12 protein-coding genes are annotated in these 17,180 nt (G+C 46.8%); 9 read left to right on the top strand and 3 right to left on the bottom strand.

Annotation, left to right across the window (positions count from 1 at the left end):
- Positions 1–40: 40 nt before the first annotated feature.
- The 6 genes from ACXX53_RS12105 to ACXX53_RS12080 all read left to right on the top strand — a co-directional run bounded on the left by ACXX53_RS12105 (position 41) and on the right by ACXX53_RS12080 (position 11,383).
- Positions 41–1,813, top strand: coding sequence for a cache domain-containing sensor histidine kinase (locus tag ACXX53_RS12105; RefSeq protein ID WP_458568909.1), 1,773 nt, complete (start codon positions 41–43; stop codon positions 1,811–1,813).
- A complete protein-coding gene (locus tag ACXX53_RS12100) occupies positions 1,813–3,462 on the top strand; it encodes a response regulator (RefSeq protein WP_458568908.1) in 1,650 nt (549 codons plus the stop codon). The genes ACXX53_RS12105 and ACXX53_RS12100 overlap by 1 nt, the downstream gene beginning before the upstream one ends.
- 111 nt (positions 3,463–3,573) lie before the next feature.
- Positions 3,574–4,851, top strand: a complete 1,278-nt coding sequence (locus tag ACXX53_RS12095) for an ABC transporter substrate-binding protein (protein ID WP_458568907.1) — start codon at positions 3,574–3,576, stop codon at positions 4,849–4,851.
- A 131-nt stretch (positions 4,852–4,982) separates the two neighbouring features.
- Entirely contained in the window at positions 4,983–9,575 is a 4,593-nt protein-coding gene (locus tag ACXX53_RS12090; protein WP_458568906.1) for an S-layer homology domain-containing protein, read from the top strand.
- A gap of 382 nt (positions 9,576–9,957) precedes the next feature.
- Complete coding sequence (locus tag ACXX53_RS12085; RefSeq protein ID WP_458568905.1) at positions 9,958–10,440, top strand: GyrI-like domain-containing protein; 483 nt, start codon at positions 9,958–9,960, stop codon at positions 10,438–10,440.
- A 184-nt stretch (positions 10,441–10,624) separates the two neighbouring features.
- Positions 10,625–11,383 (top strand): class I SAM-dependent methyltransferase, encoded by a 759-nt coding sequence (locus tag ACXX53_RS12080; protein WP_458568904.1) that lies wholly within the window; start codon positions 10,625–10,627, stop codon positions 11,381–11,383.
- Positions 11,384–11,719: 336 nt separating this feature from the next.
- Here the strand turns inward: ACXX53_RS12080 and ACXX53_RS12075 are convergent, their stop codons facing one another.
- Positions 11,720–12,256, bottom strand: coding sequence for an acyl-CoA thioesterase (locus tag ACXX53_RS12075; protein ID WP_458568903.1), 537 nt, complete (start codon positions 12,254–12,256; stop codon positions 11,720–11,722).
- A gap of 217 nt (positions 12,257–12,473) precedes the next feature.
- Here ACXX53_RS12075 and ACXX53_RS12070 point away from each other — a divergent pair, with 217 nt between their 5' ends.
- Entirely contained in the window at positions 12,474–13,172 is a 699-nt protein-coding gene (locus ACXX53_RS12070; protein WP_458568902.1) for an HAD family hydrolase, read from the top strand.
- 17 nt (positions 13,173–13,189) lie between these two features.
- A complete protein-coding gene (locus ACXX53_RS12065; RefSeq protein WP_458569054.1) occupies positions 13,190–13,660 on the top strand; it encodes a DinB family protein in 471 nt (156 codons plus the stop codon).
- Positions 13,661–13,773: 113 nt separating this feature from the next.
- Here the strand turns inward: ACXX53_RS12065 and asd are convergent, their stop codons facing one another.
- Positions 13,774–14,571, bottom strand: a complete 798-nt coding sequence (asd, locus tag ACXX53_RS12060) for an archaetidylserine decarboxylase (protein ID WP_458568901.1) — start codon at positions 14,569–14,571, stop codon at positions 13,774–13,776.
- A gap of 130 nt (positions 14,572–14,701) precedes the next feature.
- Complete coding sequence (locus ACXX53_RS12055; protein ID WP_458568900.1) at positions 14,702–15,802, bottom strand: YheC/YheD family endospore coat-associated protein; 1,101 nt, start codon at positions 15,800–15,802, stop codon at positions 14,702–14,704.
- 133 nt (positions 15,803–15,935) lie between these two features.
- On the opposite strand from ACXX53_RS12055, the gene ACXX53_RS12050 reads away from it, so the two are divergent.
- A complete protein-coding gene (locus tag ACXX53_RS12050) occupies positions 15,936–17,159 on the top strand; it encodes a glycosyltransferase family 4 protein (protein ID WP_458568899.1) in 1,224 nt (407 codons plus the stop codon).
- The last annotated feature ends 21 nt before the right edge of the window (positions 17,160–17,180 follow it).

The following is a 17,180-nucleotide window of genomic DNA, read 5'->3' as shown; positions in this document are numbered from 1 at the left end:
ATCTTTTTTATGAGTGTAGTTAGCAGATGGCGAGGTATCTATGAGAATGGTTAAATTCAAGGATCGGAGCATTAATCAGAAGCTATATATTACGTACCTGCTGCTTATTGTTATTCCGCTTGTATTGATTGGTTCGATCTCCTATTCTTATTCGAGTACTTTTCTAGAAGAGAGAATTGTGAAGTCCTTCAAGGAACTCAATCAGCAGATGATGACAAGTACAGATACATTTTTGAAAAGTATGCTTCGAGTCTCGGAAAGTCCGTTCTATGACGAGGAATTGCTGCACATTTTGTCCAAAAATTATGAGGATTTCGAATATCCGATGTATGAAAAGTCTCGTGACTACAGATACATCAATGATGAATTTTTCCGAAAGACTTTTCTATTTAATAGTGATATTGATTCCTTGATCATTTATGCGAATAACAATGAAGCGGCTTATCGCAAAGGGTATCAAGTTATTTATAACTATGACTACACGCCATTTGAGGAGCCTTGGTTCCAGCAGATCGAGAGCAAGCGGGGTCAACCCGTCGTTGTTGGACTGCATCCCGAGAAGCAAGTCAGCAGCAACAGTTCTGTTATGTCTGTCGGTCAGGTAATTGTCGATCCAAGCACAGGTCAGAAGCTGGGTACCTTCATTGTAAATTTCCGAGATACAGCCCTGCAGAAATTGTATAAAGGATTAAATTTCGGTCCTGAAGCAGAGCAGATTATAGTCGATGAGAATCATACGATTCTATTCAGCACCGATAGCCAAGATATAGGTCGGAAATTTCAAGATAAGGTAGGTTTGGATCAAAAAGAATACTACATTGTCCACAACACTTCTGCTATCAGCGGATGGACATTCTATTCCATCATACATAAACAAGAGATGTTTCATGAGGTGTACCTCGTACGGAATGCTATCGTGATCATCATGGCGATTATCGTGTTTGCAGCTTTTGGTATGGCATTTTTCGTATCTCGGGGCATTACGAATCCTATTATGCAGCTTAGCCGAATGATGCGCAGAGTGGAGAAAGGCGATTTTAACGTTACGATCGATGTGAAAAGCCAGGATGAAATCGGCGGCTTGGGCAATTCCTTCAACACGATGACAAGGGAAATTCAACAGCTGATTGAAAAAATCAAGGATGAGGAACAGCAGAAGAGAAGCGCGGAAATGAATGCCCTGCAGGCGCAGATTAATCCTCATTTTCTCTATAATACATTATCCGTTGTGAGGTGGATGTCTCAGGCGCAGATGGCGGATAACATTACAGAGACGTTGGATTCCTTAATTCATTTATTATCCTTCTCCGCTCGTAATACGAAGGAATTCGTGTCGATTGAAGAAGAAATGACATTCATCCAAAATTATATCGCGCTGCTTGAGCTCCGGTATTATAACACTTTTGATGTAACGTATGATGTAGACGAAGAGGTGCTGCCGTATCAGACACTAAAATTTATTGTGCAGCCGTTTGTTGAGAATGCCATATTCCATGGTTTTACGGATGAGAGTCAAACGTATCAGCTGCGTGTGATCGTCAAGCGCTATGATCAGGGAGTTCGATTCACGATCCAGGATAACGGCATTGGCATGGACCAAGCCTACATCGACCGTCTTATGCATGCAGTCAAAGGCCAGCAGGGGATGAATTCGATCGGTGTACGAAATGTCGCTGAGCGTATCAGGCTTCACTTCGGCTCTCAATATGGTGTACAAATTCATGCTTCATCAGGGGAAGGTACCATCATTCACATTGATATTCCAGTGTTGATCAACACGGAAGATACTTCTCCTAAGGAGGTTAATTGTTAATGAGAATCCTTATTGTTGATGACGAATCTTTCATGAGAATGAGCTTGAAGACATCGCTGGATTGGGAATCCTATGGGTTCCAAGTCATCGGGGAAGCGAATCACGGCCAGGATGCCCTGGCCAAAATAGCGGAGTTAAAACCGGATATCATGTTATTAGATATAAAAATGCCGATTATGGATGGTCTTCAGGTATTGAGAGCATTGCAGGAATGGGATCATCCGCCGAAAGTCATTATGCTTAGCAGTTTCAAGGAATTTGAATATGTGCGGGAAGCGATGCGCTTAGGCGCCGTCGATTATATTCATAAGCCCAGCTTAAATGAGACTGGGATATTCGAGACCCTCCAGCGTGCGCGCGAGATGATTATGCGGGAACGAAAGCATACCGATGAGATGGAGCATTTGCGGCAGAATGTAGAATACGTGAAGCCTAATTTGAAAGCGCTGTTTTTCAAAGGGTGGGCTGAAGGTTCCATCCGGCATCAATGGGAAATTGAAGCTAAACTTAATGAATACGATATTCACCTAAAGCCGCCCAATCTGGTCTGCTTTGTCATGCACATTGATCAGTTCTCCAAGGTGAAGCAGCGGTACAAACAAAATATGGAGTATTTATTGTATTTTTCAATTCAAAATATTTTAACGGAAGTGCTTCGCAGATACGATGAGGTGGAATTTTTCCAGCATCATGTGAACAGGTTTGCCATCTTAAAGTCTTATTCGAGCCTGCGGAGCGAGCAAGAGATTTATAGTGAACAATGGAATCTGATTAAGGCTGTGCAGCATGCGCTGCGAAAGTTTTTGAATATTAGCGTTAGCTTCGGGGTGAGTGCTCTACATGCAAGTCTGTGGGACATGCCGATCGCGGTCAAAGAGGCGGAGAAGGTTCTGGAGCGCCATTTCTATAATGCTGAGGCGGGCGTTAGCTTTTTTCAGAAGCAAGCAGATGAAATGAAATCTGAAGATGATGTGATGAAGAAGCATATCTCAGAAAGAATCCAGCGGGTCAGACAAGAGGCTGAAAATGAACAATGGGATCGGCTGCACACCTCGATGGAGAGGCTGTTTGAAGACCTACGTCAGAGCCGGCAAATGTCAAGACAGGAGGTGCTGCGAATCGCAACCTATCTTCACTTTGCGTTCAGCAAATTCTATGAGGGAGAAGACGGCCTTCCGCTGCCTGGATTCCCTACGTTAGATGAATTTGTAGAAGCAGAAACCCAACAGCAATTTTACGAGCTCTTGGCTCAGGAGGTTCAGCTCATCCAACAGAAGAAGAATATGAGTGCCGCCTCCCAGAAAATGAACCCTAAAATCAGACTCGTCCTGGACTATATCCATGGCCATTATGATCGGGATCTGACGTTGGAGGAATTGTCGCATTACGTAGGATTGAACAATTCTTATTTGAGCCGCTTATTTAAAGAACAGACGGGGATGATGCTAGTTCAGTACATTAATCAATACCGAGTCAATAAATCATTGGATATGTTGATGAACAGCACACTCAAAACCTATGAGATTGCAGAGAAAGTTGGCTTTAAGAGCACGGACAACTTCTACATCGCATTCAAAAAGTTGGTTGGGTATCCCCCGAATGAAGTTCGCAAAAACCCGGCTCTGATGAGTCGATATGAAATGATGTAAAAATCTTCGGTCTCATGTAAAGATCTTCTGTTTTGCGTACATTGTTATCTCATTATGATAAAAGTACGTCGAACATATTGACGAATAGGATCAAAAAAGGGGACAGAACAGATGAAGAAAGCGATGACGCTTCTCCTGTGCTGCATTATGCTCGTAGGTATGTTAGCAGCTTGCGGCTCTAAAACGACAGACAATGCAACAAATGGAGGAACGAAAGAAACACCTTCAACGGAACAAGCTGAGAAACCTGCTGATCCCGTTGAAGTAACAATGGCTTATTGGGCCAATGCCGCTGAACAGAAAAACTTCGAGTTTATGGTGAAAGGCATCGAAGAGAAATATCCGGAGGTTAAGGTAAAGCTTCAACAGTACCCGACAAGCGATGAGTTCTGGAAAGCGGTTCCAGCAGCGATTGCAGCCGGTGTAGGTCCTGACATTATCGCGATGTCCGATGAAGGAAACTATGAGTATATTGCGAATGGTGTCCTTGAGCCGTTGGATGATTTGATTGGTAAAGTCGGTTTTGATAAGAACCGGATTACGTCTTCTTTATACCAAGGCTGGACCGATAACGGTAAATTGTACGGTATTCCATATGACTCTTCTACGTCCATGCTTGCGATTAACAAAGATATGTTCGATAAATCCGGCATCACCAAATATCCGGAGACGATGGATGAAGTGCTGGCTCTAGCAAAAGCGATGACCAAAGATGGTGTGAAGGGGATTGTAGGAAGCATTGATCCGTTCCACATTACACAATATGTTCATGCGTTCGGTGGCGGCTGGAACTTCGGAAAGACGATTAACTCTGAAGAGAACATCAAAGGGGTTCAGTTCTTCGTAGATATGTTCTTGAAAGAGCAAGTAGCTATTGCACCGATCGAGATCGGCGCGCCTTGGGACGGCGAAGTATTCTCGAAAGAGAAAGGAGCCATGTCCACTGCGGGTCCTTGGTATGTAGGCTACTTGAAAGAAGCGAATCCAAACCTGAAATTGGTAGCATTACCGATGCCTAAAGGTACGGTAAACGCACAAAGCGCATACTCTCACGGTCTATCGATTCTAGCAGGAAGTAAGAATAAAGAAGCAGCAATGAAAGTGATCAATTACGCATTGCGTGACGAGGCACAATTAGACGCGATTGAAACAGTAGGGTACTCGCCGTCTGTATCCTCTTTGCTGCCGAAATATTTGGAGAAATATCCTGATTTGAAGCCTGTTTTTGATAACATGGAAAAAGCGGGCAAACCGTTTGCTTATCCAAAAGAGACCAAAGCATTCCACGCAGACCTGTTAAAAGGTGTAGAAGAGATCATCTTCAAAGGCGGCAAGAAGCCTGTTAAAGAATTGCTCGATGAACTGCAAGCGAAGTACGGACAGAACTAAATAATCGACATCACTAGTCCATGCAGAGGAGTAGAAGAACCACTTGTGATTTCCATAAGGCGATCTATAGGTGGTTCTTCTTCTCTGTAGATGCCAAGAGGCTATATCATTGTGAGGGGGTTATAGGAAAGATGGGAACGTCATTTAAGAACGTGGTAACAAAGATTTTGCTCGTATGTTTGCTGACTGCTACCCTTGGTCCGATGCCTTCCGTTCAGGCAGCAACCGACCTTGATGTAAGTGGAGGTCAGGTTACTGGCGAATATCCAATGCATTTGACCAAAGTGGGGAATCTCGATTGGTTGCATCTTAAGGGTAATGCTGCGGGTCAAATTCAGGAAATCCGGAAATCCGGTCCCAGCTCGGTTACCTTCAGCGTCTACGGCGAAACATCGACCGAGGGTAAGGAAAATAAGGGCAGCGACACGGACTTCATGTCGTATACCTGGACCAATGGCGTTGTTGCAAACCCGATTCAGGATGTTACAAATGGATTGAATGACAGCGGTTTCGGCCTATTTTATCCGAAGGCAAGCCGGAACGCTGGACCGTATGACAATGTCGGCTGGAACATTCAAGTCGCACCGCAGCCTAGTGATTCTACGCTCGTGCTAGGGATCGGCATGTGGCAAGCGGATGTAGATCTTAAGGTGTATATGAATGACGACAGCGCTCCGACAGTAACCGAAAGTGTTTATGCCGATGGCGTTTCGAAAGTCTACCTGTACCAGGTGAAAGTGCCTGCTAATGTGAACCTGAAAGTGGAAGGTCGGCTAAGCAAGGTTCGTTCGAAGAACGGCAACATGTCATTGTCCGGGGTCGCATTGAGCAGCGCGGCTATCGCCAATAAAGTGCCGCTGCAAAATGAATACAATCAAGTCTTTAACATGACGCAAGGAATTTATACAGATGAGACGTGGCAGAGCCTTGTTACATCCCGTGAAGCGGCCAAGAGCGTGCTGGAGCAAGTTGACGCTACCCAGCAACAAGTGGATGACGCGCTTCAAGCGTTAATCGTTGCACAAAATACGCTGGTGAAAAAGAATTCTAACATTGTCATCGATTTTACAGGCAATGAGCTTAAAGGGTACACGTTTGGCTCTTCAAGTTCAACCGGCAACCAGAAGGAAAGATATCAAACGTTTACGGCACCAGATAATATCACAATGAAGTATGTGCAAGTGAATGCCAAAAGATATAAAGAACCTGTAAGCGACATGATTGTTCAGCTCTATACTGTAGAAACCGACGTGCCAGTGATGCTTCTGAACCAAGCTAAAGTGAGCAGTGACAGCATCGTGGATGGCGGACTTACTACGGCTGAAATGAGCTATAACTTGGAAAAAGGAAAACGTTACGCGATCGTACTGACTCAGGAAAATCTTCAATCCGGTGGATACTATTATTGGACGACGATGCCTTCTACCGTAGAAACCAAGAAAGAATTCTTTGGAAAATCGGATAAGGGCAAGTTTCTTCCTGAATTCAATATTGGCACGGGAATGCTTAGAATCGTGAAGGAGAGCAATGTTGATTCTACCTCCTTGCAAAACAAGATCGATACAATGAAACAATACAATCGTCAGCTTTATACACTGCAAAGCTGGTCTGTACTTGAATCGGCTTTGAATACAGCCAACGAAATCATGGCCGATGTCGATGTGACAGCGGAAATGCTTCAATCGGCTGCAGACCGAATCGACGCGGCATTTAATGCTCTCGTCCTTGCTAAAAACTTGGATATCGTGGCAGTACAGATCGATGCGATCAGTCAAGCTGTTTTGAAAGGCTACACGTCAGAATCCGCGCAGGCTTTAGAGCAAGCGATTACTGAAGCGACAGCCGTTAAGAACGGAACCGTGCAAGACCGGGTCAAGGCGTATTCGAAAGTGTTTAACGCCCTGGACGCATTACAGCTTGAATTGAAATATCAATACGAAGTCAATCCGAAAATGACGGCGGGCTTTGGCTTCGAGGGTGACAAGAACTCATCACTGTCATTCCTTGACGGCTCCTACCAGATCGGCGGCACCCGTCCGATGCAGCATGGACCGATTGCGCCGAAGCAAATGGTTACGTTTGGCGCAACAAGCGATGCGAACATCAAATGGTACAATGCGGAAGGGTACTTACCGGTGTTTGTCCATGAGTTTACCAATAACGATATGGACTACAAGATCGAGACCTTCGGCAACAAAAAGTCGGTAGAAGGCAACGATTACGTCATTAACTATTCGCGAGTTACGGTTACAAACAAATCGAGTGAGACACGTCTTTTGCCAGTAGTATCTTCGAATCTAGTTCTGATCAACCAGTCCGCTGACGAAGTATTTACGATTAAATCTGGTAAGACCGTAGTTAAAGAATACGCAATCGAAGGCGATAAGTATGAGTACTTTGATGCGGACAAAACGAAATTCACATCCCTAACGAGAGATCAAATCTCTAAATTAGGTACGTTTGACAGCAACTATGAAGAAATGAAAACGTACTGGAACAACCGCTTGGCGACGGTCGTAGATCTGGACCTGCCGAATAAAGAGCTGGTCAATGCGTTTAAAGCCGGCTATATCTATGAGATGATCATTAAGGATGCTGAGTATCTGCACGTAGGCGAGAACGGTTACGCACGACTGTATTCCCACGATACATTGGGAATTGTTGTTCAATTGATTCAAAACGGTGATTTTAAGCATGCGAAAGATTATTTGAAATCGATTCCTCTTACCGGCGGAATTAATATTGAGACCGGACAAGTGGATCCGAATCTGTTCTGGGATGCCAACTGGAAGTTGCCTTGGGCTTATGCTGTATACCTCAGCAAAACGGGCGACACTTCTATTTTTGATGAGATGATGACGGCGGATGACGGCTCTGTAGGAACGATTTTTGATAAGAGAGTCAAATTCGGCGCGAAAAGCATTCAGAGCGATCGTGTCGGAGACGGCGGTATAATGAAACAGACGAAAGCGATCGATACGACGGGATACTGGACGATCGACAACTACTCTGCCTTGACCGGCTTGGCATCCTACGAGTATATTGCCCGCGAGCTTTACAAATCGAAGGGCGAGCAGAAATATCTGGATGAAGCAGTATGGGCTAAAGATCAATATGATAAGCTGCTCACCGATTTTACGGCTAAATTGCAACAGACGATTACCAACAAAGGTCTGAATTACATTCCGGCATCTGTTGTACAAAGCAATGATGAGAACCGGATGAAGGATCCCCAAGATGCGAACTGGGCTTCCATGTTCCTGTTCGGAAGATGGCTGTGGGATGGGTACCTGTATGGTGCAAACCAACCGGAAGATAATATTAACCTGACGATGTTAGATGACACATATGCTTACGGTATTGAAAGACGCACCACTGCAGGGGTAACCGATTCTCCTTACAACTTCGGCGGATACCCTCATGGCTTTTATTCCAGTTCTTACAATGCCGGTTACGGCAGCGCGGCGCTTCGTGGCGAAGCGTACAGAGACATGGGAATCAAAGCTTACGAGTTCATGATTAAAAACTCCATGAGCGGACCGTTCAGCTGGTGGGAAGGCGTGTATGATCCTGCTGCTGCCAGCCCTTGGTCGACATTGAATGACAACTACGGCGTTCGCAGTACGCCAGGCGGCGGCGGTTCGGCACAGCATATGTGGGGGCAGGCCGTAAACTCCAAGGTGCTTGTGGACTCTCTGATCGCTGAACGAATTTATGATCAGAATACGAAGTACGACATTATCGTTGGCCGCGGGATTCCTAAGGAATGGGTTAAGGACGCAGACAAGAACAACAATGTGGTAGCCAAAGTTCAGAACTATCCTGCACTCCAAGGCGGAAGAGTAGGGTACAGCGTGGTCAGACAGGCAAACAACCTTGTGTTCACCTTCAATACAAGTCTGGAACAGGCCAAGGCGGATACAAGCAATGCGGTGTTCAGCATCCAACTGCCTAGCATGGTGAACAACATTAAGAAGACTTCCGCAGGTGTTGTGGACAACGCCAAAGGTATCGTTAGCGTACCGCTTGGCACCAAATCGGTCACGATCACGTTGAGCGATCTGCCTGAAGGCAGTGACAGCGGCAATAACGGCAACAATGGAAACAACGGAAACAACGGAAATAACGGGAATAATAACAATAATAACAACGGTAACAACAATGGTAATAGCGGCAACAACGGTAATTCGGGCAACCATCCGAAATTTAGTGACATCACCAATCATTGGGCGTTTACGTCCATCATGAGCGCGGTAGAGCACGAGATTGTCAAAGGTTATGAAGATGGAACGTTCCGTCCCAATAACGAAGTGAAACGCAGCGAGCTGATCGTGATGATTGGCCGCGCTTTGAAGCTGCCGCAAGAGGATATAGATCTTTCGTTCAAGGATGCATCCAGCATCCCGGCATGGGCGAAATCCTACGTCGCAAGTGCGGTGAAGTCCGGTATCGTGAAAGGGTACGAGGATAACACCTTCCGTCCTGATGGTAAAATGACCCGGATTGAATTCGTGGCGATGGTTGCACGCGCACTTGATTTGAAGGGCAGCACAAATACGCTGCCGTTTGCTGATGCTGATCAGATTCCGGCATGGGGCAAAGACTACGCTATAGCAGCGTATGAAGCAGGTCTGATCCAGGGCAAAGGCAATAACAAGTTTGCTCCGAACGACCCCTTAACGAGAGCCGAAGCGGTTACCGTGCTTATGAAGCTGGTTAAATAAGAACAGGTGACTATTCTGACGCAGTAACGTTAGTTGAAGTGAACCCCTTAGAATGGATATTGGAATAAACCCCTGGTTTATCCGATGAAATTCTAGGGGGTACATTTTTTTATGACGGATGGTCAAGCCAAGTGCAGCAGTGTGTAAGACTCATTGAACTTTTTTGACCAGAGCATTATTTGATGCTGATTTGATGCTTATTTGGGCTGCGCCCAAACCAGAGATTTACAAAGGGTTACCTCGAAGTGCATAGGTCATGTATAATGATAAGAGGATGGCGCCTGCCATCTTCTTACTTCATGTGTCTCATATTATTGACCTCATATGTTCAGTCACAATTCGTCATACCTAACGCGTTACCATTAAACGGAGGTGCACGAATATGAACATTTCACTCGTTACGAGACCGGAAATGACAGCTGCTGTTATACAAACAGAGCAAAACGGCTTCGATGTCCGTCGAGGCTGGAGGTATATTCAGACGCTGTTGCAGGATCATCCTAATCGAACAAGCATGGATTACGGCTTCGTATTTGTCCCGGAGTGGCAGTGGGTTACTGGAGTAAATATGCTCTGGGTAGGTGTCGAAGTAAATAGTACAGATGCACTTCCTGCAGGGGTAGAAACGATCACTATTCCAGCGCGAGACTATGCCAAGATAACGGTGAAGGGTGATCGCATTCATTCGGAGCGTGCATATGTGGCTTTAAACTCCTGGTTCGGCAGGCAAGGCTATACGAGAGACACTTCGGAGGGCTCTATAGGCTTTGAGGCGAATCGTCTGCATCCGATCAATCCGTTTGATATACCTGCTGACAAGATACAATCCTTTGACTATGACATCTATGCTCCCATCAAAAGATAACGCCGATTCACCATAATTTGTACAGGGTGTCAACATTTCTGTTAAAGTCAACAATTGTCGTATTATGGTTCCTGTGTTATGCTCTTATTCTCAAATTATTTTTATAAATGAATCCGATTCAATTACCGATATACATATAGATTAACATTCTCAACTAGATTTTAAAGTAAAGCGGGGACCTCTTATGTACAGCAGTTATGGCGAACTGTGCACGGAAGTGTATAACTTCACGAAGCCTGTAGGGCATTCATTCGGTAGAGAAATCGAATATTATAAAGAAAGACTTATTGGCTGCGAGGGTTTAATACTGGAAGCGGGAGTGGGATCTGGCAGAGTGCTTATCCCGCTGATGGAAGCAGGGCTTCAAATGGAGGGACTAGACTCCTCTCCAACCATGTTGGAGTCATGCAAGAGTCGATGTGATGAGCGTGGGTTGAAGGTAAACCTGCATGAGGGGGAACTTCAGAAGTTTAAGCTGCCCAATCGATATGATGCCATCATTATTCCTGCAGGGTCATTTCTGCTGCTGGAGAAGCGTGAGGAATCATTAGCTGCGTTAGAGCGATTCCATCACCATTTGAAGCCAGGGGGCAGACTTATAATCGATTTATTCTTACAGGATGAATTTGAGTCCAAAGCGCCTCGACTCTCAACCTACGAGCTGCCGACAGGCGATATTATTACGATGGAGAATCGAATTGTTGAAGTTAGCCATCTTCATCAATATGTCATTCGTCATCTTAAATACGAGAAGTGGCGCTCCGGTCAGTTGATTCAGTCCGAACTGCAGCGCTTCCCGCTGCGTTGGTACGGCCTGGAGGAATTCAAGCTCGTGCTGGAACGCTTTGGGTTCCGTGATATTGTGGTATCTGCAGATTACGAATACGGCAAAGCTCCATCGAACGATCGTCAGACTTACACCTTTGAAGCGATTCGCGCTTAACATACAGCTTTTTTAGAAATGGATTGAACAAGCAGTCTCTACTTCGAGCGATATATTCAGTGAGAAAGAACCTTCAAACCACCACACTAATGTGATGGTTTGAAGGTTCTTTCTTTTGGCATCTCAGCCGCCGAGGGCGCCGCGGTGAGCCGAAAATATAGCTAAGACGTCGAAAAACGACGTCTCAGCTCCAAAATCGGCCCGCGCAAGGGCTGAGATGCAGAAAAATTGCATCTCAGCCGCCCAGCCCGCCGCGGCGGGCCCAAAATAAAGGGGCGGACCCCATTACTTATGGGCCAGCCCCTTTAACTTTATAAAAAAGCCGCTATCGCACGGCTACTCCCAATACTTGTGCAGCGCAAGCTTGGCAGCAAGCGCTTTGCTGGCTGCGCGACGCTGCTTGCGCAGAGCGGAACGCTCAGGAGCTGATTCGTTCAGCAGCTTCTCCTCGTCCGTTTCCGGCATAATCGGCGGAACCGGACTTGGACGCCCGTCCTTGTCCATCGAGACGAAGGTGATGAACGAGGTTGCGGCTACGTGCCGCTCACCCGTGAGCAGATCCTCGGAGATGACCTTCACGAATACTTCCATGCTCGTCGTGCCGGTATGCGTCACATACGATTCCAAGCAGACAGAATCCATTTCACGGATCGGTCGGAGAAAGTCAACGGAGTCAGTGGATGCCGTTACTACGCTGTTGCGACAGTGCCTCATAGCTGATATGGAGGATACTTCATCGATTAAACTCATTAATTTTCCGCCAAATAGCGTAGAGTGATTGTTCATATCATTAGGAAATACGCGCCCAGTCCGAAACACAAGAGATTCTTTGCATTTCTTAGGTTGTAAGTTTGCAGCGGAATGCTGGGACATAGGGATAACATCCTTTCATACTTCAATCTGTGAGTTTATTATTATATACGATATATTCGTATTATGCAGTGAGAATGGACATCCTATAGGAGGTTTCCATTTAATAGAAGATAGCTTATAATATAGGTCATCTGTGCGCAGCACATTATTTACTTAGGTAACGTGAAGAAGCATTCGAGCTTGATGATGTTCAGTGCTGGAAAATGGAGGAGAAGCTATGTATAAAGCCGTTATATTTGATCTGGATAATACGCTGATGAAATTCGAGGAATGTGTGGGCAGCGCTATGAACAAGATGAGGCTGACTCATCAAATACATATCGATCATGAGACAGAGTGGAATGCGTTTCAACAGCGATATATCGAACATTTCGTCCGACATTGGATGGATTATCTTAAAGGCAAGGGTTTCAATGATCTAAAGGAAATTATGACATATACGTTCAAAGATGCGCTATCGCCGGAGCATACCGACAACTTTGAGCAGATCGGCAGCACTTACTGGGAGAATTTCTGCCAGAGCAGCATATTTGAAAATGAAGCGGAGCAGGTGCTAAATGAGCTTCATGGCGGCGTAAAGCTGGGGTTGATCTCTAACGGACATGGCGAAGCTACACGCGGCAGGCTGACGAAGGGCGGTGTCTTTCACCTGTTTGATTCGCTCGTTATCTCGGAAGAGGTCGGAGTTCGCAAGCCGGATCCTGCGATCTTCGAGCTTTCACTGCGCGAGCTTGAATTGGAGCCTCATGAAGTACTATATGTAGGTGATTCATTAACAGATGATTATGCGGGCGCACTTCATGCAGGCGTGGACTTCTGTTATTACAATAGCAAAAATAAGGCCTTCGACGAAGAAATCAAACCTAAAGCTGTGATCAATCGCTTAGGTGAATTGGTGAAGCTGATTCAATCATAAGGGAAGGGTTGAATGCGATGAAATCCTTGTTCGCTTATAATTGGCAGGTTCGGGAAGAATGGTTGAACTGGTGCAGCCAGCTTCCTGAAGATGAGCTTTTAAAGGTACATATTGGAGGAGCGGGCGGCATTCTGCGGACGCTGTTCCATATTATCGATGTCGAAGTGAGCTGGATTCAAGCGATGGCAGGTGGGGTTGTCGAAGATCCCGAATTCGAAGATTATGCTTCCTTGGATAAAGTGATCGCATTTCACCATGCTTGCCGCCCTGTGGTGGCTCAGTTCGTCGAGGACTGGCAAAGTGATCGGGAACAGCATAGGATCGTGCCTCCTTGGTTGCGCGAGGACGATAAATCCTATACTTGTGGGGAAGTTATGCGTCATATTATAGCCCACGAGATACATCATATAGGTCAGATGTCGGTCTGGGCGCGCGAGCTGGGGCTGAAGCCGGTATCGGCTAACTTTATAGGCAGAGGCTTGAATTGAGGCTCTAATACGGCAAAAAGCTTGCACCTTAACAGCAGCTTCAACAGTTGGTCAATAGGCTCGAACGATAAAAAAGACGTACAGTATCGGCTCCGATGTTGTACGTCTTTTATTTACTTGCATGGTTTTGCGTGAATCGTACCAAGTGTTTCGCCCATCTTTACCTTGTCACCAAGCTTAAGCTCTGGACGAGGTGTGAAGGTCCCCGTATCTGTCAACAGCACAACCGTAGAACCAAACTCGAAAAAGGCGAGTTCTTCTCCTCGTTCGTACGATGCCTTCACCTTATCGTCAACATAGCGTATGCTGCTTACATTAAGTGCACCTACCTTCACGACAGCTGCTTCGCCATACATATGCTGGATGTATGTAATAAGTCGTTCATTGCGGCTTAGCACGCGAGGCATATGACGCAGTCCGAAATCGTTAACGGGATAAACCTTGCCGACTACATGTTCGCTCTCTACTGTCTTGCCTGCAACAGGAGAGTGAATGCGGTGATAATCTGACGGACTTAGATACAGAACGAAGTAATGGCCATGCTTGTACTTCTGCATATGAGGTGAATGGTGCAGCAATTCATCTAATGTGTAATCCTGCCCCTTCACATTGAGAATCAAACCGTCCTCGATTGGTCCCATTCCAGTAATCAGCGCATCAACTGGACTGACGAGAAGATCTTCGCCCTCACTAATCGGACGGAGTCCTGGCTTTAAGCGGCGCGTAAAGAAATCATTCAAAGATTCATATTCGTGAATAGCCCGCTCCGCATCTTCTACTCGAATACCGTAGGACTTCGCGAACTTAGGGATAAGCCTGCGGCTGGCGCTGGAAGTCGCAACCATCCCAGCACAGCGGGATACCCATTTTCGGGAAGAAAGTTCTGTTAGCAGTCGCATTATGGACTTCATGGTTAACCACCTATTGTAAGGCCGCCATTGCAGGCGCCCTGTGCGTATTAAGAAACCGATATCCAGTTCCTTTGGCTATAATGGCACAGAACGCCTTATATTTCAATAAGATGATCCATGGAGAAGCAATTTACACGGTTAATGATCGATGAATCAGTCCAGCTCCATATGCGATCGGATTCTCATATGTGGCTTTCCATACCGCGGTTTGCTGCGCTTCAAGGAAGCTGTAACGTTGATCCCTGCCATTGCATTCGATAAAGAGAGGCGTTCCATTCGGAGAGATGCCGATATCGAGTCCGAGATCGGCCATATGGGGAAGTTCACAGGAGAGCCGTTCTGCTATACACAGGGACAACTGGGAGACGCGTTCATGAAGTACGGAGAAGGGGATGTCGGGTAATGAAGCCGCAGCGAGCTGTTCAAATGGCAGCACTCGTCCTCCCTGAGCGACGTTCGTTACAAACGTATGAGCGGGAGCTACCTTGCCGACAATGCCTGTAATCTGCCATCTCCCACTCTGCTCACGCTGTACAGACACGCGCAGATCAAATGGTCGGCCATTGTACCGCGTTAGCGGCAGCGTTTCTTGTACCAAGTAATTCTCCTTGGCAATCCGCTTCATAACCACTCGCGACAGCCCGTCAGATCCACACGGGGCAGATTTCCATACCCGCTTGCCCGACTTGGTGCGGATCGCATATTCTGCTCGCCATCCGCCATCCGTCCGCTCTGTCTTCATGACACCGCGGCCAATGCTGCTGTTGTCTGGCTTCAGGATAAGCGACTGATGCCTCAGCATCATCTCAGCTATGGCGTCCCGTGTTGCGAGCATCGTCTCGGGCAGATGCGGAACGATGCTCGGGTCTTGGAGCAGAAGCTTGTGAATCGTCAGTTTGCCGTAGCGGTTCACTTGGTTGTAGATGCATATATCGCGACTCGTAAGCAGGCGCAGCTTCGCATGCGCGCCAGGGCGCATATAGATAGCACGGTTATGAATGACACGCGGCAGCGGCATGCTCCTGCGCTCGTATCGACTGCCGCATCGAACGTAGGCCTGCACTTGCATCGTTATCGGGTTAATATCCTCCAATCGAAAATAAACGGGCTGCACATCGTGAAGGTTTGCCGCTTCCTCATAGTTCAGAATCGATTCATGCTTGGTTCTACCTTGAACGAGTCCCAGCAGTAAGTTGGAGTTGAACAAGATACCGATGCGATTATTGATCATGATCTCTCCTCCAGTCAGCCTATGCGATATGTACGCTCCTAGCAAGCTAAGGCGTATGTAGTGCATCTTATGAGAGGTAACTAGCTGAGGTATGGACGAGTGCAGACCGACGAATGTCTATATTTCACGTTGAATGAGTGAGGTGATGCAAATGCGGCTTCCTCGGGTAGCGGTTGTTACACCTGGCACTTTTCCTATCCCTTCCGGCGCCAGCAGCTCAGTAGAAAGAGTCGTCGAATATGTGGTGAGTCTCGCTTCCAATCGCGTGGCTGCCCGAATATATGGCAAGCAATGGCCGGGTCAGGCGAAGACGGACACCGTGCGAGGAGTGAGCTGTGAACGGGTTCGCGCTTCCAACAATCGAAAGTATATTCAAAGTATCATTCGACTGTTGGTTGAGGATCAACCGGATATTATTCAGATTGAGAACCGTCCGCGTTTCGTGCTTGCTGTACGGCGTGCGCTGCCGTCGGCCAGAATATGGCTGAATCTGCATTCAACTACGTTTATGCAGTCGAGGCATATTTCGAATCGCATGCTCCGTATGGCTCTGCGAACGGCAGACCGCATATTTGTGAACAGCCGTTTCTTGTATGAACAGGTTGTCCGAGCAGTGCCGGAGAGCAGCAGCCACATCGTCATCAATCCACTGGGTGTTGACGGCAGCAGATTTATTAGCCGTTGGTGTGAGGCAGGCGCAGAGCGATCTTTTTCAGGAAAGCAGCTGCATGGTTGGGAGCAGCGCAGAATTATTCTATTTGTGGGCAGGCTGATTCCACTCAAGGGAGTTCATCATCTTCTGCAAGCAGTGCCATCCGTCGTTCATCGTCACGAGGACGCGCTATTCGTTATTGTCGGCGGTGTATCCTATGGCAGGAATCGAAAGACTCGATATGTGCGACGACTGGAACGGCTCGGACGTCGCTATCCACAGCATGTACGCTTCATACCTTACGTATCTCATGAAGAGATACCATCGTGGTATGCGATGGCAGAGCTTGCAGTTGTGCCGTCTGTTGAGAGAGAAGCTTTCGGTCTAGTTAACGTAGAAGCGATGGCAACAGGTATTCCTGTAGTCGCCACCCGTGTTGGCGGGATTCAGGAGGTTGTAACGGATCAAGTGACTGGACTGCTAATTGCACCTCAGCATCTGACGAATCGGCTCGCGGAAGCGATTAATCATCTGCTTGAAGATGCAGCACTGCGCGAGCGAATGGGGCGAGCGGGGGTGGTGCATGTGGAGTCCTCGTTTACGTGGCAGCGGACGGCGGATCGTTGGGCGGATGAAGTGTATGCTCGCATGAACTTGATTGACGACAGAATAGATGCTCCACTCGATCCATTTGTGACGGGATGATTGCCCAATGCATATGATGGC

Source organism: Paenibacillus marinisediminis, assembly GCF_054343325.1.
Note: the sequence above shows the minus strand (reverse complement) of the source record. Positions and strands in the feature narration are given on the sequence as shown.